At 62.3% G+C, this 18512-nt stretch carries 15 protein-coding genes and 1 riboswitch; of the genes, 13 read left to right on the forward strand and 2 right to left on the reverse strand.

The window, feature by feature from the left end:
• Positions 1-40 precede the first annotated feature (40 nt).
• Positions 41-481 carry a DUF2147 domain-containing protein gene (locus tag GTP27_RS06035; RefSeq protein ID WP_161038286.1) on the reverse strand — a complete coding sequence of 147 codons (441 nt, stop codon included), beginning with the start codon at positions 479-481 and terminating at the stop codon, positions 41-43.
• Positions 482-621: 140 nt separating this feature from the next.
• Here GTP27_RS06035 and GTP27_RS06040 point away from each other — a divergent pair, with 140 nt between their 5' ends.
• Positions 622-1590, forward strand: a complete 969-nt coding sequence (locus tag GTP27_RS06040) for a threo-3-hydroxy-L-aspartate ammonia-lyase (RefSeq protein WP_161038287.1) — start codon at positions 622-624, stop codon at positions 1588-1590.
• Positions 1591-1670: 80 nt separating this feature from the next.
• Here GTP27_RS06040 and GTP27_RS06045 read toward each other — a convergent pair whose 3' ends face one another.
• A complete protein-coding gene (locus tag GTP27_RS06045) occupies positions 1671-4463 on the reverse strand; it encodes a valine--tRNA ligase (protein WP_161038288.1) in 2793 nt (930 codons plus the stop codon).
• A 139-nt stretch (positions 4464-4602) separates the two neighbouring features.
• Between GTP27_RS06045 and GTP27_RS06050 the strand changes: the two genes are divergently transcribed.
• The 12 genes from GTP27_RS06050 (at position 4603) to GTP27_RS06105 (ending at position 18457) form a co-directional block, all read left to right on the forward strand.
• Positions 4603-5430 carry a crotonase/enoyl-CoA hydratase family protein gene (locus GTP27_RS06050; RefSeq protein ID WP_202416583.1) on the forward strand — a complete coding sequence of 276 codons (828 nt, stop codon included), beginning with the start codon at positions 4603-4605 and terminating at the stop codon, positions 5428-5430.
• Between the two features lie 193 nt (positions 5431-5623).
• Positions 5624-6283, forward strand: coding sequence for a hypothetical protein (locus GTP27_RS06055; protein ID WP_161038289.1), 660 nt, complete (start codon positions 5624-5626; stop codon positions 6281-6283).
• Positions 6284-6359: 76 nt separating this feature from the next.
• A riboswitch (TPP riboswitch) is annotated at positions 6360-6463 on the forward strand.
• A 97-nt stretch (positions 6464-6560) separates the two neighbouring features.
• Positions 6561-8483 (forward strand): phosphomethylpyrimidine synthase ThiC, encoded by a 1923-nt coding sequence (gene thiC, locus GTP27_RS06060; protein ID WP_161038290.1) that lies wholly within the window; start codon positions 6561-6563, stop codon positions 8481-8483.
• A gap of 7 nt (positions 8484-8490) precedes the next feature.
• Complete coding sequence (gene thiS / locus GTP27_RS06065) at positions 8491-8694, forward strand: sulfur carrier protein ThiS (protein WP_161038291.1); 204 nt, start codon at positions 8491-8493, stop codon at positions 8692-8694.
• Positions 8695-8752: 58 nt separating this feature from the next.
• Positions 8753-9577, forward strand: a complete 825-nt coding sequence (locus tag GTP27_RS06070; RefSeq protein WP_161038292.1) for a thiazole synthase — start codon at positions 8753-8755, stop codon at positions 9575-9577.
• A gap of 14 nt (positions 9578-9591) precedes the next feature.
• A complete protein-coding gene (gene thiD, locus GTP27_RS06075; RefSeq protein WP_161038293.1) occupies positions 9592-10419 on the forward strand; it encodes a bifunctional hydroxymethylpyrimidine kinase/phosphomethylpyrimidine kinase in 828 nt (275 codons plus the stop codon).
• Between the two features lie 74 nt (positions 10420-10493).
• A complete protein-coding gene (thiE, locus tag GTP27_RS06080; protein WP_161038294.1) occupies positions 10494-11192 on the forward strand; it encodes a thiamine phosphate synthase in 699 nt (232 codons plus the stop codon).
• A 119-nt stretch (positions 11193-11311) separates the two neighbouring features.
• A complete protein-coding gene (locus tag GTP27_RS06085) occupies positions 11312-11941 on the forward strand; it encodes an ANTAR domain-containing response regulator (protein ID WP_155434267.1) in 630 nt (209 codons plus the stop codon).
• 277 nt (positions 11942-12218) lie between these two features.
• Positions 12219-12755 (forward strand): response regulator, encoded by a 537-nt coding sequence (locus GTP27_RS06090; RefSeq protein ID WP_161038295.1) that lies wholly within the window; start codon positions 12219-12221, stop codon positions 12753-12755.
• 63 nt (positions 12756-12818) lie between these two features.
• Positions 12819-13925 carry an S-(hydroxymethyl)glutathione dehydrogenase/class III alcohol dehydrogenase gene (locus GTP27_RS06095; RefSeq protein WP_161038296.1) on the forward strand — a complete coding sequence of 369 codons (1107 nt, stop codon included), beginning with the start codon at positions 12819-12821 and terminating at the stop codon, positions 13923-13925.
• A 159-nt stretch (positions 13926-14084) separates the two neighbouring features.
• Positions 14085-16136, forward strand: a complete 2052-nt coding sequence (locus GTP27_RS06100) for a M56 family metallopeptidase (RefSeq protein WP_161038297.1) — start codon at positions 14085-14087, stop codon at positions 16134-16136.
• 26 nt (positions 16137-16162) lie between these two features.
• On the forward strand, positions 16163-18457 hold the full coding sequence (locus GTP27_RS06105) for a UvrD-helicase domain-containing protein (RefSeq protein ID WP_161038298.1): 2295 nt from the start codon (positions 16163-16165) through the stop codon (positions 18455-18457).
• Positions 18458-18512: the final 55 nt, after the last annotated feature.

An 18512-nucleotide genomic window follows, 5' to 3' on the forward strand; every position in this document is an offset into this window, starting at 1 on the left:
CTGCCGAGTCAGGCGCTTGAGCGCGCCTGCAGAGCGGTGCTTATTCCTGGCGCAGCCAGACTTGCGAACGGCCCAGCATCGGTACGCCGATGTAGCCGCGTACATTGAGTTTTTTGCCGTTGTCGCTCAGGTGCATTTTGCTCTTGTAGACTTTGCCGTTGTCCGGATCAAGAATTTCGCCGCCCGTGTAATCGTCGCCATCCTTTTTCAGGCCGGACATGAACACCATGCCGATGATGGGCTGGTTCTTGCGGGCGTCTTCGCATTTTTCGCATTTCGGGTTCTGCTCTTCGCTGGGTGCGCGGAACAGCTGTTCGATCTTGCCTTGCAGTACGCCATTGCTCTCCGAGATACGGATCAGCGCCTTAGGCTTGCCCGTCACGTCGTCGATATTCTTCCACAGGCCTACCGGCGAGCTGTCATCGGCAAATGCCGGGGCGATGCTGACGGCGGCGGCGAGGGCGTAAGCGAACCATTTCATTGCATGTCTCCAGAGTGAATTTTTAAGGTCCGACGAGTGTAGCAAATAAAATGACCGATCGTGCTATTTTTATGCAACTGTCGTGAAAATGCTAAAAACGGCTATCATTTGCGGCTGGAAACATTCACCACAGGATCACGATGAACCCGCCTAATCTGCCTACCTACGCCGATGTGCAGGCCGCCGCCGCCCGCATCGACGGCTATGCCCACCGCACGCCCGTGCTGACCTCGCGCACGGCCAATGCCGAACTGGGCGCCGAAGTGTTTTTCAAGTGCGAAAATCTGCAGCGCATGGGCGCTTTCAAGTTCCGCGGCGCCTACAATGCGCTGGCCCGCTTCGATGCCGAGCAGCGCCGCGCCGGGGTGGTGGCGTTTTCCTCCGGTAATCACGCGCAGGCCATCGCCCTGTCGGCCCGCCTGCTGGGCATGCCGGCCACCATCGTCATGCCGCTCGATGCGCCGGCGGCCAAGGTGGCCGCCACGCGCGGCTATGGCGCCGAAGTGGTGCTGTACGACCGTTACAAGGAAGACCGTGAACAGATAGGCCGCAATCTGGCGCAGCAGAAGGGCATGACCCTGATTCCGCCGTATGACCATGCCGACGTGATTGCCGGGCAGGGGACGGCGGCCAAGGAGCTGTTCGAAGAAGTGGGGCCGCTCGACAGCCTGTTCGTCTGCCTCGGTGGCGGCGGTCTGCTCAGCGGCTCGGCGCTGGCCACGCGGGCACTGTCGCCGCAGACCCGTTTGTACGGGGTGGAGCCGGAAGCGGGTAATGATGGCCAGCAATCGTTCCGTAGCGGTAGCATCGTGCATATCGACACGCCGCAGACCATTGCCGATGGTGCGCAGACCCAGCATCTGGGACATCTGACTTTTCCCATCATCCGGCGCGACGTCAATGACATCCTGACTGTCAGCGACGCCGAACTGCGCGCCGCCATGCGCTTCTTTGCCGAGCGCATGAAGATCGTGGTGGAGCCCACCGGCTGCCTGGGTTTTGCAGCTGCGCGCGCCATGAAAGACGCGCTGCAAGGCCAGCGCGTCGGCATCCTACTCAGTGGCGGCAACGTCGATATCGCCCGCTACGCCGCCCTGCTGGCCGAATAAACACGGGGGCATAAAATTAGGGGCAGGACAGGCCAGCGCTGCTTGCCCGTCCTGCCCCCGTGGTTTGCGCTTGCTAGTGCTTAAGCTGGCAGCTTGGCGAACTGCTCGCGGATCTTGGCCAGCGTGGCGCTGAAGCTGGCCACGCGTTCCTTCTCTTGCGCCACCACTTCGGCCGGTGCGCGCGCCACGAAGCTTTCGTTGGACAGCTTGCCGTTGGCCTTGTTGATCTCGCCTTCCAGACGGGCGATCTCCTTGCTCAGGCGCTCACGCTCGGCTTTCACGTCGATTTCCACTTTCAGCATCAGCTTGGTCGTGCCGACGATGGACACGGCCGCCGGCGATTCCGGCAGCAGGTCCACGATCTGCACTTCGGCCAGCTTGCCCAGCGACTGGATGTAGGGCGCGAACACGCTCATGGCTGCCTTGTCCTCGGCATTGCCCGGCTCGACGATCAGCGGCACGCGCAGCGACGGCGCCAGCTGCATTTCGCCGCGCAGGTTGCGGGTGGCGTCGGTCAGGGCCTTGAGCTGCTGCATCCACGCTTCGGCCGCTTCGTCGATCTTGGCCGGGTTGGCGATCGGGTAGGGCTGCAGCATGATGGTGTCGCCCGTCTTGCCGGCCAGCGGCGCCACAGCCTGCCACAGCGCTTCGGTGACGAAAGGAATAATCGGATGGGCCAGACGCAGCACCACTTCCAGCACGCGCAGCAGGGTGTGGCGGGTGGCGCGCTGCTGGCCTTCGCTGCCGCTCTGCACCTGCACTTTGGCCACTTCCAGATACCAGTCGCAGTACTCGTCCCAGACGAATTTGTAGATGGTCGAAGCGATGTTGTCGAAGCGGTAGTCTTCGAAGCCTTTGGCCACATCGAGTTCGGCTTTCTGCAGCAGCGAGATGATCCACTTGTCGGCCATCGACAGGTCGGCTTCGTTGGCGCTGCAATCCTTGCCTTCGGTATTCATCAGCACGAAGCGGGTGGCGTTCCACATCTTGTTGCAGAAGTTGCGGTAGCCTTCGGCGCGGCCCAGATCGAAGTTGATGTTGCGGCCCAGCGAAGCGTAGGAGGCCATGGTGAAGCGCACGGCATCGGTGCCGTAGGCAGCGATACCTTCGGGGAATTCCTTGCGGGTAGCCTTGGCGATTTTCTCGGCCGCTTTCGGGTTCATCAGGCCGGTGGTGCGTTTTTCCACCAGCGCTTCCACGGCTATGCCGTCGATCAGGTCGATAGGATCGAGCGTGTTGCCCTTGGACTTGGACATCTTCTGGCCTTGCGAATCGCGTACCAGACCGTGCACGTAGACCGTGTTGAACGGTACTTTGCCGGTGAAGTGCGCCGTCATCATGACCATGCGCGCCACCCAGAAGAAGATGATGTCGAAGCCCGTCACCAGTACCGACGATGGCAGGAAAGCTTGCAGGTCCGGCGTCTGTTCCGGCCAGCCCAGGGTGGAGAACGGTACCAGCGCGGACGAGAACCAGGTGTCGAGTACGTCGTTGTCACGGCGCAGCGGGCCGCTGCTGCCCTTGGCCGCAGCCTGGGCCTGCGCTTCGGCTTCCGTCTTGGCCACGTACACATTGCCGGCCTCGTCATACCATGCGGGAATCTGGTGGCCCCACCACAGTTGGCGCGAGATGCACCAGTCCTGGATGTTGTTGAGCCACTGGTTGTAGGTGGTGGTCCAGTTCTCCGGCACGAACTTGATTTCGCCCGAGGAGACTTTTTCCAGCGCCACTTCGGCGATCGATTTGCCCGGATTGAACGTGCCTTCCGGTGCCGGCTTGCTCATGGCTACAAACCACTGGTCGGTCAGCATAGGTTCGATCACCACGCCGGTACGGTCGCCGCGCGGCACCATCAGTTTGTGCGGTTTGACCTGTTCCAGCAGGCCTTGCGCTTCCAGATCGGCAACGATTTTCTTGCGCGCTTCGAAGCGATCCAGACCGCGATAAGCTTCGGGGGCATCGTCGGTGATCCTGGCTTCCAGCGTCAGGATGGAAGGCATGCCCAGATTGTGGCGCTGGCCCACGGCGTAGTCGTTGAAGTCGTGCGCCGGCGTGATCTTCACGCAGCCGGTACCGAATTCCTTGTCCACATAGCTGTCGGCGATGATGGGGATCTCGCGGTTGCACAGCGGCAGCTTGAGCATCTTGCCCACCAGCGGCTGGTAGCGCTCGTCGGTCGGATCGACCGCCACGGCCACGTCGCCCAGCATGGTTTCCGGACGGGTGGTGGCCACCGTCAGGGTGCCGCTGCCATCGGCCAGCGGGTACTTGATGTACCACATCGAGCCGTCTTCTTCTTCCGATACCACTTCCAGATCGGACACGGCGGTGCCCAGCACGGGGTCCCAGTTGACCAGACGCTTGCCGCGGTAGATCAGGCCCTGCTCGTGCAGGCGTACAAACACTTCCGTCACTACTTTGGAACGGGCCTCGTCCATGGTAAAGTATTCACGTTCCCAGTCCGGCGAGGCGCCCAGACGGCGCATCTGGCCGGTAATGGTGGAACCGGATTTCTCTTTCCATTCCCAGACTTTCTTGATAAAGGCGTCGCGGCCCAGATCGTGGCGCGACACTTTCTGCGCGTCCAGCTGGCGTTCCACCACGATCTGGGTGGCGATGCCGGCGTGGTCGGTGCCCGGTATCCAGGCCGTGTTGTGGCCCAGCATGCGGTGGTAGCGGGTCAGACCGTCCATGATGGTCTGGTTGAAAGCATGGCCCATGTGCAGGGTGCCGGTCACATTCGGCGGCGGCAGCTGGATGCTGAAAGAAGGTTTACCGGCGTCCAGCGAGGCGCGGTAGTACCCGCGTTGTTCCCACTCGCTGCGCCAGAACTGTTCAATGTCGGCAGGCTCGAAAGACTTGGCTAATTCCATGATTTGACAAATTAAATTGGCGAAAACAGCCATTATAGATGACTGGGCGGGCCAAACGTCAGGCGCGGGGGGCTTTTTGATTGACGTAGCCAGTTTTTTAACGACAAGATAAGCGCATAAACGTCATCTGGAGCTTTGCATGTCTGAATCTATCCCGGCTTTTGAAACTTTATCCGTCAGCCTGGAGGGGGCTGTCGCCATCGTGCGCCTGAACCGTCCTGACAAGCTGAATGCGATGAATCTTGCTATGTGGAATGAATTACGTAGCGCATTCCAGTTCCTCGATGGCTTGCCGGAAGCCCGCGCCATCGTGCTCGAAGGCGAGGGGCGCGGCTTTACTGCGGGCATAGACTTGCAGATGATGATGGGGCTGGGCAGCCAGATCCAGAACGACTGCGATGGTCGCATGCGCGAATCGCTGCGCCGTATCATTCTCGATCTGCAGGATAGTCTGACCAGTCTGGAGCGCTGCCGCAAGCCGGTGCTGGCTGCCGTGCATGGCGCTTGCGTGGGCGGCGGTATCGATCTGATCTGCTGTGCCGATATGCGCTATTGCTCGGCGGATGCATGGTTCAGCATCAAGGAAATCGATATCGGCATGACTGCCGATGTGGGGACGCTGCAACGCCTGCCCAAGCTGATCGGCGAGGGTATGGCACGCGAGCTCGCGTATACGGCGCGCAAGGTCGATGCGGCCGAGGCCAGGGAAATCCACTTGGTGAACCGCGTGTTCGAAACGCCGGAAGCGCTGCGCGAGGGCGTGCGGGCTATTGCTGCCGAGATCGCTGCCAAGGCGCCGCTGGCCGTGCGTGGCGTCAAGGAAATGATCACCTATGCGCGTGACCACAGCGTGGCCGATGGCCTGAATTACATCGCCACGTGGAATGCGGCCATGCTGATGTCGGCCGATCTGCAAGCGGCCATGATGGCCGGCATGAGCAAGACCACGCCTGTCTTCAAGGATTAATTCTGTCCCGCAGGGGAGCGTCGTGCGTGGGGTATTCACCTCCCCGCGCACTCGTTATCTCAAACGTTCTATTTTCCTTCAGTCCTGCTTCTATTTTCTTCTATTTTTCCTATTTTTGAACTCTGCAGCCGTGGGCAGGTCTAAAAATAGGAAAGCAGAAGGAAATAGAAGGAAAAATAGGAGGAAATAGAACATGGACGCGAGCGAGACCATCCCTATCGAGCGCCGGCTGCTGGAGCGGCTAACAGACCATCTGGCAAGGCGCGGTGGCGCACCCGATCTGCAGCAGGCGCTGAATGCCGCGCTAGAAATGTGGCTGGGCGAGCAACTCAAGCTAAGGATCGATAACGATCCGGCCAGCGTGCGCGGCTACCAGTGGAAAACCGTGTTTTTGCCGGAAGGCACCTTGCTCTGCACCCGCACCTATGGCGAATCGCAGTATGCCCGCGTCCATGGTGAGGAAATTATCTTTCAAGGCAGAGCGGTTACTCCCAACCGGCTGGCCCACTGGGCGGGCCGCGGCAGGCGCAATGCCTGGAACGATATCTATGTACGCCGCCCGCAGGATAAATTCTATATTCGCGCTCAGCGCCTGCGTGCACAGCTTGCACAGGAACTAGAGCGCGTCACTTCTGCGCTGCCTGTTCCGGCGCCCGTTGCAAGCAACTCGGCTGAAGTGATGAGCGCTGTCGTGACTGCCTTGCAGGCGAGCGAACAGACCAAGCTGGCGTTTGCGGCGCTATTTCCGTCGCCGGCCCCGGACGTACAGCGGGATTGCAGCCAAGGCGAAGGCTGGAACTTGCCCGAGCGGCGCAAGTATCGTTACCGTATAGAAGATGTGGCATTCAGCTAGCGCAATTGCCAGCTATCGAATCAGCTATTGTCGGCATGTTAAAACGCGGCGTATAATCGGCGCGCTGCCGCAAGGTGGCAAACGCTAGGGGTCCTGTGCATCGCTGTGATGCGCGGGTGAGAAATACCCTCCGAACCTGATCTGGATAATGCCAGCGAAGGGAAGCTAAGGACAGCGCCGTTACACCGCCCGTTACGCAACGCCGTAACACCTGCGCGGCTAGTGGCAGCCCCATCCTACCTCCTTTGCTGGCTCCTGTAGCCAACCAAGGAGCCAAATGAACGCCAACGCCAACGCCAAATTCCTGTCTGCCACCGCCACGGTGGATAGTGCAGCCATCCAGCCTTTACCCAATTCGCGCAAAGTCTACGTCCAGGGCAGCCGTCCCGACATCCGCGTACCCATGCGCGAAATCAGCCAGGCCGACACGCCTGCCTCCTTCGGCTTCGAAGCCAATCCGCCCGTGTATGTCTACGACACCTCCGGCCCCTATACCGACCCCGCTGCCGTGATCGATATCCGCTCCGGTCTGGCGGCCACGCCGCGCCTGCCATGGATACTGGAGCGCGACGATACGGAAGAACTGGACGGCCCGACTTCCGATTACGGCAAGGCGCGGCTGGCCGATCCGGCGCTGGCCGAGTTGCGCTTCAATCTGCACCGCCAGCCGCGCCGTGCCCGCGCCGGCAAGAACGTCACGCAGATGCACTACGCCCGTCAGGGCATCATCACGCCGGAAATGGAATTCGTCGCGATCCGCGAAAACCTGCGCCGCAAGGAGTATCTGGAACAGCTGAAAAATTCCGGTCCCAATGGCCAGCGTCTGGCTGATTTAATGGGCCGCCAGCACCGCGGCCAGTCTTTCGGCGCCAGCATCCCGGCCGAGATCACGGCGGAATTCGTGCGTGAAGAAATCGCCCGTGGCCGCGCCATCATTCCTGCCAATATCAACCACCCGGAAGTGGAACCGATGATCATCGGCCGCAATTTCCTCGTCAAGATCAACGCCAACATCGGCAACTCGGCGGTGACCTCGTCGATCGGCGAGGAAGTGGAAAAAATGACCTGGGCTATCCGCTGGGGCGGCGATAACGTGATGGACCTGTCCACCGGTAAGCACATCCACGAAACCCGCGAATGGATCATCCGCAACAGCCCGGTGCCTATCGGTACCGTGCCTATCTATCAGGCGCTGGAAAAGGTCAACGGCAAGGCCGAAGACCTGAGCTGGGAAATCTTCCGCGACACCCTGATCGAGCAGGCCGAGCAGGGCGTGGACTACTTCACCATCCACGCCGGCGTGCTGCTGCGCTATGTGCCGCTGACGGCCAAGCGCCTGACCGGCATCGTCTCGCGCGGCGGTTCCATCATGGCCAAATGGTGTCTGGCTCACCACAAGGAATCCTTCCTGTACGAGCACTTCGAAGAAATCTGCCAGATCATGAAAGCCTATGACGTCGCCTTCTCGCTCGGCGACGGTTTGCGTCCCGGCTCGATCTACGACGCCAACGACGAAGCCCAGCTGGGCGAACTGAAAACGCTGGGCGAACTGACCCAGATCGCCTGGAAGCACGATGTGCAGGTGATGATCGAAGGTCCCGGTCACGTACCGATGCAGCTGATCAAAGAGAACATGGACCTGCAACTGGAGCAGTGCCACGAAGCGCCGTTCTACACGCTGGGCCCTTTGACCACCGACATCGCACCCGGCTACGACCACATCACGTCCGGCATAGGCGCGGCGCAGATCGGCTGGTACGGCACGGCCATGCTGTGCTATGTCACGCCGAAAGAGCATCTGGGCCTGCCTGACAAGAATGACGTCAAGGATGGCATCATCACCTACAAGATCGCCGCCCACGCTGCCGATCTGGCCAAGGGCCATCCCGGCGCGCAGATCCGCGACAACGCCCTGTCCAAGGCGCGCTTCGAATTCCGCTGGGACGATCAGTTCAATCTGGGCCTCGATCCGGACAAGGCGCGCGAGTTCCACGACGAGACGCTGCCCAAGGATTCGGCCAAGGTGGCGCACTTCTGCTCGATGTGCGGGCCGCATTTTTGCTCGATGAAAATCACCCAGGAAGTGCGCGACTTCGCGGCAGCGCAGGGCGTCAGCGATGGCGCCGCGCTGCAGCAGGGCATGCAGGAGAAGGCGGTGGAATTCATCCGCGATGGCGCCCAGCTGTATCACAAGCTGTGAGGCACTCATGATCGATATCGAACTCAATGGCGAGCCCTATCAGGTGCCGCTGCAGCACACGCTGGCCGAGCTGATCGCCGCGCTGGCGCTGACGGGACAGGCGCTGGCGCTGGCCGTCAACCGCAGCGTGGTGCCGCGCCAGCAGTGGCCGCAGCACCAGCTGCAGGCGCACGACAAGGTCGAGATCGTGCGCGCTATCGGCGGCGGCTAGGCCATGACGCCTGACGCCCTTCCCACAGTTGTATCTGCTAACGGACCAAGGAAAACTCATGAACAGTATTCATCGTAACGAAGGCGTGGCCGCCGCATCGGCCGCACAGGACCTGCTGACCATCGCCGGCAAGAGCTACCAGTCGCGCCTGCTGGTGGGCAGCGGCAAATACCGCGACCTGCAGCAAACGCGCGAAGCGACCGATGCCGCCGAAGCGGAAATCATCACCGTGGCTATCCGCCGCGTCAATATCGGCCAGGACCCGAAAGCTCCCAGCCTGCTCGACGTGCTGCCGCCGTCGCAGTACACCATCCTGCCCAATACGGCGGGCTGCTACAACGCCAAGGATGCCATCTACACGCTGCAGATGGCGCGCGAACTGCTCAATGGCCACAAGCTGGTCAAACTGGAGGTGCTGGGCGACGAGAAGACCCTGTTCCCGAACATGCCGGAAACGCTGGTCGCCGCCGCAGCGCTGGTGAAGGATGGTTTCGATGTGATGGTGTATTGCAGCGACGATCCGATCCAGGCGCGCATGCTGGAAGATATAGGCTGCGTCGCGGTGATGCCGCTGGCGTCGCTGATCGGTTCCGGCATGGGCATTTTGAATCCGTGGAATCTGTCGCTGATCATCGAGCAGGCCAAAGTTCCCGTGCTGGTCGATGCCGGTGTCGGCACGGCTTCCGATGCTGCCATCGCCATGGAACTGGGCTGCGACGGCGTACTGATGAACACCGCCATCGCCGGTGCACAGGACCCGGTGCGTATGGCGCGCGCCATGAAGCTGGGTGTGCAGGCAGGCCGCGAAGCCTATCTGGCCGGACGCATCGCCCGCAAGTTCGCCGCCTCGCCATCCTCGCCGATGGCCGGCCGGCTGGCATGAACCCGAGCGGAAGCATGAGCCCAAGTCCAAGACCGAGCCCGCGGCTGGACTCGCGCCGCCCGTGCGTGCTGGTGTTTGCCGGCTTCGATCCGTCGGGCGGCGCCGGCCTGAGCGCCGATCTGCAAGCCATTGCAGGGCAGGGCGCCCATGCGCTGACGGTGGTGACTGCGCTGACGGTGCAGGACAACGATCGCGTGCGTAGCGTGCATCCCGTCGCTGCCGAGCTGCTGCGCCAGCAGGCGCAGGCACTGATCGCCAAATTTGCCATCAGCGCCGTCAAGATCGGCATTACCGGCAGCGCGGAAAATGCGCAAGCCATCGCCGAGCTGATCGTGCAGCTGCGGCGCGATCAGCCGCAGCTGGCGGTGGTGCTCGATCCGGTGCTGGCCAGCGGCCATGGCGATCTGCTGTCGCGCGACGATGCCGTGCAGGCGCTGGCGCCATTGCTGCCGCTGGCCACCGTACTGACCCCCAACGAGCCGGAAGCGCAGGCGCTGACGGGCCAGTCCAGCGTGGCGGCCCAGATGCAGCGCCTGCACCAACAAGGCTGCCAGCATGTGCTGCTAACAGGCGGCCATAGCGATGGCGAGGTGGTGCTCAACCGCTGGTTTGGCCCGCAGGCGCAGCCGGACGCGCTGCGCGAGTGGCGCTGGCTGCGGCTGGCAGGCGGCTTTCATGGCAGCGGCTGCACACTGGCGTCGGCGCTGGCGGGTCAGTTGGCCATGCAGGTGCCGCTGGCGCTGGCGCTCGACGCGGCGCAGGCGTACTGCCACGCGGCGCTGAGCGGGGCCTATGCGATCGGCAGCGGCCAGCGCATCCCTGCGCGCAGCACTTACTTCTGAAACGATAGCGTTTAGGCTCCCGTTTCACTTCGTCTCTTTACCGTTACTTTTTCATTGAAAGTCAAGCTACTACCATGCAAGGTCTGTATCTGGTCACCCCCAACTGGGACCACACTGAACGCCTGCTGACCGTGACCGAGCAGGCATTGCGGGCGGCGCAGGGCCGCCAGCCCGGCATCGCGCTGCTGCAATACCGCCACAAGCACGCCAGCCCCGCACTGCGGCTGGAACAGGCCACGGCTTTGCGCCGCCTGTGCCGGCAGTATGACGTGCCGTTCATCGTCAACGATTTTGTCGACCTGGCCTTGCAGGTGCAGGCCGACGGCGTGCATCTGGGCGCCAGCGATGCCGCGCTGGCAGCCGTGCGCGCCCAGCTGGGGCCGGCGGCCATCATTGGCGCTTCCTGCTACGGCGATATGGCACTGGCGCTGGCCGCGCAGGCCAACGGTGCCAGCTATGTGGCCTTCGGCGGCTTCTATCCATCGCGCGTCAAGCAGTATGCGGTGACCACGGCAGCGGCCATACTGGATCAAGCGCGCCAGCAGATCCATCTGCCCCAGGTGGTGATAGGCGGCATGACGCCGGCGCTGGCCGCGCCGCTGGTGGCGCGCGGCGCGCACATGGCGGCAGCCATCAGCAGCATCTATCTGGCGGCCGGACCGGCCGCCGACGATGCGACGCCCGATGCGGCCCAGCTGGCAGCAGGCGAGCCGGCGGTGCGCCGGGCGGTAGCAGAATTTCTGCAGCTATTCGGCAGCACCGCTGTTGTTTAAACGCGCATCAAAGCTGCAAAAAAAACTGGGGTGAGGCGGAAAGTCGCACGAAAGCCTTACAGTAGGTGAAGTTTTCGGCCTTATAATAGGTTCTTAGCTTTACTCCAAGGTTGTTGCTCATGAATGGTTCCTCCAGCGCCAAACGTCTGATACTGATCGTCGATGACGACCAGCTGCTGCTTGATTTCCTCGGCGAAGTACTCGGCCATGCCGGTTACGACGTGCTGAAGGCGCTCTCGGCAGAGCAGGCGCTACAGTTGATCAGCCAGCGCGAGCCCGATCTCGCCCTGCTCGACATCCACATGCCCGGCATGAATGGACTGGAACTGGCCAAGCAGCTGCATGCGAGCTCCTCGGTGCCCTTTATGTTCCTGTCCGGCCGCGGCGATGCCGATGCCGGCAAACAGGCGGCTGCCTATGGCGCGGTGGGCTTCCTCGTCAAGCCGGTGGATGAAAAGCACCTGATGCCGGCGTTTGCTGCCGGTCTGGCCCGTGCCGACGAAATCCGCCAGCTGCGCCGCACTGAACTGAACCTCAACGCGGCGCTGGCCTCGGGGCGCGAAACCAGTCTGGCGGTAGGCCTGCTGATGTGCAAATTCCAGACTGACCGCAATACGGCGTTCGAAGTGCTGCGCGACCACGCCCGCTCGAATCGCCGCAAAGTCAACGAAGTGGCCGATCAGTTGCTGAGCGCGGAAGAAACCCTGAACGCTTTGCATGCGGCATTCAACCAGCGTCTGAAAAAGTAAACGCCGGCGGACTTTTTTTCGCTGTTTTACTTAATTTGCAACTATCTCTGGGGTAGACTGTTGGTTAGCAGGGTGATATACCTGCTGGCAACATTGTGCGACGGGCTAGTTTAGCCATATCCCGCTAGTCTCCCCCCAACGTGCCGTCACCGCCTCTGCCCTGCGGGGACACCTCCAGCGTCCGGCCCAACTCCGCCGACTTCTGCATGGCCGCGTTTGCCCTGTGCTATGCAGTGCCACCCGTATTGCTTGCGGAGACACAGAAATGAGCCGATATATGTCCGATCAACAGGCGGCCGAGATTGGATGGTCGTTACTGGAACAGCCGGAACTCGGTATCGCCGCCGAGGTGCCGCGCGTATTGCTGATCGATGCCGATGCCGATGCGGTGCTGGTGCTGACCGCCTTGCTGGTACCGGAAAATCAGGTGTGCGTGGCCAGCAGCGCCGCCGCGGCGCTGGCCCAGCTGCAGCAGAACGCGTTTGCGCTGGTAGTGCTCGATCCTGCCGTGCCCGACAACGATGCTAAAGCCGAAGCCGAATCCGAATCCGAAGCCGAATCCGAATCCGAAGCCACCCCGGCCGCGCCGCCCGATCTGCTGGCGCTGGTCCGCCAGTATCACGGCGTAGCGCCGCTGCTGCTATATTCGGCGCGCGCGCCGCACACCATCGCCGGTGCCCGCGGCCTGTCCTATCTGGCCAAACCATGGAGCACGCCGCGCCAGCTGTGGCACGCCATCAGCGAATTGCTCGTTAGCGCAGCGGTGCTGCGCGGCGCGGCCACGCCCGGCAAGGAAAACTCTGCGCTGGTATGATGTCGTACCTGTGCGGCGCCTAGCCGCCGCACGACCTGCACACACCAGCCAGAGGAAAGTTCCATGAAAACCAAAGCAGCCGTAGCATGGCAGGCGGGCAAACCGCTGACGATAGAAGAAGTAGAACTGGGCGGCCCGCGCGAGGGCGAAGTTCTGGTCGAAATCAAAGCCACCGGCATATGCCACACGGATTACTACACCCTGTCCGGCGCTGATCCCGAAGGCATCTTCCCGGCCATCCTCGGCCACGAAGGCGCGGGCGTGGTGGTCGATGTCGGTCCCGGCGTGAAGTCGCTGAAAAAAGATGACCACGTGATTCCGCTGTACACGCCGGAATGCCGCCAGTGCAAATTCTGCCTGTCGCAGAAAACCAATCTGTGCCAGTCTATCCGCTCCACCCAGGGCCGCGGGCTGATGCCGGATGCCACCAGCCGCTTCTCGCTGGACGGCAAGCCTATCTACCACTACATGGGCACCTCGACCTTCTCCAACTACATCGTGGTGCCGGAGATCGCGCTGGCCAGGATCCGCAGCGATGCACCGTTCGACAAGGTCTGCTACATCGGTTGCGGCGTTACGACGGGCGTGGGCGCCGTGCTGTTCACGGCCAAGGTGGAAGCGGGCGCCAATGTGGTGGTGTTCGGTCTGGGCGGCATAGGCCTGAACGTGATCCAGGCGGCGCGCATGGTGGGTGCCGACAAGATCATCGGGGTCGATATCAATCCGGCCCGTCAGGAGATGGCGCGCAAATTCGGCATGACCCACTTCATCAATCCGAATGAAGTGGACAACGTGGTCGATGCGATTATCCAGCTCACCGATGGCGGCGCCGACTACAGCTTCGAATGCATAGGCAATACCACCACCATGCGCCAGTCGCTCGAGTGCTGCCACAAGGGCTGGGGCCAGTCCATCATCATCGGCGTGGCGGCAGCGGGGCAGGAAATCTCCACCCGTCCGTTCCAGCTGGTGACGGGCCGCGTGTGGAAGGGCTCGGCCTTCGGCGGTGCCCGTGGCCGTACCGATGTGCCGAAGATCGTCGACTGGTACATGGAAGGCAAGCTCAATATCGACGACCTGATTACCCATCGTCTGCCGCTCGAACGCATCAACGAAGGTTTCGACCTGATGAAGAGCGGCGAGTCCATCCGTTCCGTCGTGCTGTACTAAGCCGCTAGGCGGGCGCACCCGCCGCCCCGCCTCTGCGCTCCCGATGTAGATAAAAAGTTCTAGACATCGTCATCTAGATAATTTATTCTACATCTACACATCGGGAGCGCAGCATGTCTTTACTACGCCAATTCAACTTCACGCCGCAGGCAGGCCGCCATGCATAATCTGCTCGATGCGCTGGTCGCGGCGCTGGGGTGGGCCCTGCTCAACTTTGTCTGGCAGGGCGTGCTGATCGGCTGCAGCGTGGCGCTGGCCATGCAGTTACTGCGCCGCGCCCGTCCGCAAACCCGTTATGCCGTGGCCTGTGGCGCCATGCTGCTCTGCCTGCTGCTGCCGCTGGCCAGCGTGATCGGCGCCTTGCGCGATGACGGTCGCAGCGACAGCCAGACTGCATTGCTGACGACCGGTCTGTATGCCAGCTGGCAGGGGGCCGGTCAGGACGCCGGTCAGGACGCCATGGCCAGCAGCGCACCCGCTGCCGATGCTGGCAGCCTTCGCGGCCCGGCTGTGCATGTCCTGAGCCAGTTCGGCAGTGCGCTGCGGCGCGACAGCGAGCGCGTGCTGCGCCAGCAGCTGCCATGGATAGTCGGCCTGTGGCTGGCTGGCGGCGTGCTGATGACCTTGCGCCTGATGCTAGGCCTGCAATGGGTGGCCGCCCGCACGCAGCGCAGCGCCTACACCATCAACCATTACTGGCAGCGCCGCATGGCACTGCTGGCCAGCCGCTTTGAAATTCGCCGCGATGTCCGTCTGGGCGTGGCCGGGGGCATCGACAGCCCCATCACCGCCGGTTGCTGGCGTCCCATCATACTGGTGCCGGCCAGCCTGATCAGCGGCATGCCGCCCGATCTGCTGGAAGCGCTGCTGGCCCACGAACTGGCGCATATCCGCCGTCACGATTATCTGGTCAACCTGCTGCAAAGCGCGATCGAGATATTGCTGTTCTATCACCCTAGTGTTTGGGCCTTGTCACGCAGGATACGCATAGAGCGAGAACAAATCGCCGACGATCTTGCCGTGGACATGCTCGGCCAGCCGCAAAAGCTGGCACAAGCTCTGGCGCAGCTGGACCAGTTCCAGTTCGACAGTACCCAACTAGCCCATGCGGCTCACGGAGGAAATCTCATGTCTCGTATTCAGCGCCTGGTGCGCCCCCATTCTGAACCAGCCAGCCGCAAACTGGCCTTGCCCCTGTTAGGCCTGTTTGCCGCCGGCGTCATGCTGTATGCCCACGCCACGGCAGATACGGGCGCATCGCGTCCATTGCCTGCACTGCCTGCTGTGCCGCCACTTGCTGCGCTACCGGTACCGCCCGCACCAGCCGCATTGCCAGCATTAGCCGCACGGCCCGCACCTCCGGCCCCGCCTGCACCAGCGGCTGCGCTGCCGGCCCTGCCGGCCCCGCCAGCTCCACCAGCTCCACCAGCCGACGCGGCGGAACCGGGCCTGAGCCGGGGTGCTGCATTTGCACTGGTCCACGACGACAAGCGCACCATGGTTACCCGCACTACCAGTCTGGACCGCGCCCAAATCGATGCTGCCCGCAGCCGCCTCAAAGGTGATTTCATCTGGTTCCGCGATGGTAAAAAAGGCTATGTGATCCAGGATGCCGCCATGCTGGCACAGGCCCATGCCGCGTGGGCACCGGTGGAAAGCCTGGGCGCCCGTATGGAAGAGCAGGGCAAGAAAATGGAACAGCAGGGTCAGTCCATGGATGCCATCGGCAAGCAGATGGACGCTATGGGGCGCGATCTGGAACGCCAGTTTGCCGCCCCGTCGGCCGAGCAGCAGCGCAAGATCGACGCGCTGGCACGCCAGCAGGAAGCGATTGCGCGGCGCATCGAGCAGGCCGCACGCAAGCTGGGCGAGCAGCCTACGGCCGAGCAGCTGCAGCAGTTCCACCAGCGTCAGGCCGAGCTGCAGCGCGCAATGCAGCCCTTGCAGCAGCAGATCGAGCAACTGGCCCGGCAGCAGGCGCAGCAGCATGTGCAGGCGCAGGAACAGGCGCTGCAGCAATCCATGCAGGGCCTGCAGGCGCGCATGGCCGAAGCCAGCAAACCCATGGCCGCACTGGGCCAGCAGATGGGCGAACTGGGACGCGAACAGGCACAGGCCAGCCGCGCCGCCGAACGGGTCATGCGCGAGCTGATCCGCGAAGCGAAAAAGAACGGCAAAGCGCAGCCCGTTAGCACTGCCGATCCGGCCTGAGGAGCCAGTGCCGGTATAATCACGGCATGCAAAATCTTTTACACAATCTCAATGACGAGCAGCTGGCAGCGGTCACGCTGCCACCGCAAAGTGCCCTGATTCTGGCGGGGGCCGGCTCCGGTAAAACCCGTGTGCTGACCACCCGCATCGCCTGGCTGATCCAGACAGGGCAGGTGTCGCCCTCGGGCATACTGGCCGTGACCTTTACCAACAAGGCCGCCAAGGAAATGCTGACCCGTCTCTCCGCCATGTTGCCGATCAATACGCGCGGCATGTGGATAGGCACTTTCCACGGGCTGTGTAACCGTCTGCTGCGCACCCATCACCGCGATGCAGCGCTGCCGCAGACCTTCCAGATTCTGGACACGCAGGACCAGCTGTCGGCCATCAAGCGCCTGATCAAGGCGCACAACATCGATGACGAAAAGTTCCCGCCCAAGGAAGTCATGTACTTCATCAACGGCGCCAAGGATCAGGGCCTGCGTGCCGACAAGATCGAAGCCTATAACGCCGATGAGCGCAAAAAAGTCGAGCTGTACCAGCTGTACGACGAGCAGTGCCAGCGCGAAGGCGTGGTGGATTTTGCCGAACTGCTGCTGCGCAGTTACGAGCTGCTGAGCCGTAACCAGCCTTTGCGCGAACATTACCAGCAGCGCTTCCGCCACATATTGGTGGACGAGTTCCAGGATACCAATGACCTGCAATACAAGTGGCTCAAGCTGCTGGCCGGCGTACCGGGCCAGCATGGCAGCGCACTGTTTGCCGTGGGCGACGACGATCAGAGCATCTATGCCTTCCGCGGCGCCAATGTGGGCAATATGAGCGCTTTCGAGCGCGAGTTCCAGGTCAGGAATCTGATCAAGCTGGAGCAGAACTACCGCTCGCACGGCCACATCCTTGATGCCGCCAACCAGCTGATTTCGAATAACAGCAAACGGCTCGGCAAGAATTTGCGCACCGATGCCGGGCAGGGCGAACCCGTGCGCGTGTACGAAGCCAGCTCCGATCTGGCCGAAGCGCAGTGGATCGTGGAAGAGACCAAAAACCTGATCGCGGACGGCGCCGAGCGGCGCGAGATCGCCGTGCTGTACCGCTCCAATGCGCAGTCGCGCGTGATCGAGCATGCGCTGTTCTCGGCCGGCATACCGTATCACGTGTATGGCGGCCTGCGCTACTTCCAGCGGGCCGAGGTCAAGCACGCCATCGCCTATCTGCAGCTGATGGACAACCCGCATAACGATTCGGCCTTCCTGCGCGTGGTGAACTTCCCCACCCGCGGCATCGGCCTGCGCAGCATCGAAGCGCTGCAGGCGGCGGCTGACCAGCAAGGCATTTCGCTGTATGCGGCCGTGCCCCATGTGGCGGGTAAAGCGGGTTCCTCGCTGGCCGGTTTTGTGCGCCTGATCGAAGGCGCGCGCTTCGAAACCCAGCAGATGGCCTTGCCGGAACTGGTGCGCGTGGTGCTGGAACACAGCGGCCTGCTGACCCACTACCAGACGGAAAAAGAAGGCGCCGACCGTATCGAAAATCTGGAGCAGATGGTCAGTGCCGCCACCCAGTTCGTGTCCGAAGAGGGCTACGGGCAGGGCGCACCGGCCCATCTGGGACCGGCAGCGCAGGCACAGAGCGGCGCTGCCGTACTCAATCAGGATGGCTTCGAAATCCTCGACGCCGACGCGCCGCTGCCAGCGGTAATGTCGCCGCTGTCGGCCTTCCTGTCGCATGCTTCGCTGGAAGCGGGCGACAATCAGGCCACGGTGGGGCAGGATGCCGTGCAGATGATGACGGTGCACTCGGCCAAAGGGCTGGAGTTCAACAACGTCTTCATCACGGGGCTGGAAGAGGGCCTGTTCCCGCACGAGAGCAGCTCGCGCGAGCACGACGGGGTGGAAGAGGAGCGCCGCCTGATGTATGTGGCGATTACGCGCGCCCGCCAGCGCCTGTATATGTGCTTCGCCCAGACCCGCATGCTGCACGGCCAGACGCGCTACAACATGAAGTCGCGCTTCTTCGACGAGCTGCCGGAAGAATCGCTGAAATGGCTGTCGGCCAAGGTGCAGTCGCACTGGTTTGCCTCGCCCAAGTCGGCGTGGGATGCGGCGCCGGTACTGGGTTCCGATAATGCCATCGCGCAGAAGATTGCGCACAAGTCGGCCGGCAGCGGCTGGCGCATCGGCGAATCAGTCCAGCATGCCAAGTTCGGCGAAGGCGTGATCGTGAATATCGAAGGCAGCGGTCCGAGTGCGCGCGCCCAGATCAACTTCGGCAATGTCGGCATGAAGGTGCTCGACCTCAGCATCGCCAAGCTGGAGCGCATTTAGCGCCCGTTTCAAACAGCCTGCAGCTTGCTCGCCATGCGAGTGCGCTGCCTTCGCT

The organism is Duganella qianjiadongensis, assembly GCF_009857915.1.
GTDB classification, from domain to species: Bacteria; Pseudomonadota; Gammaproteobacteria; order Burkholderiales; family Burkholderiaceae_D; genus Rugamonas; species Rugamonas qianjiadongensis.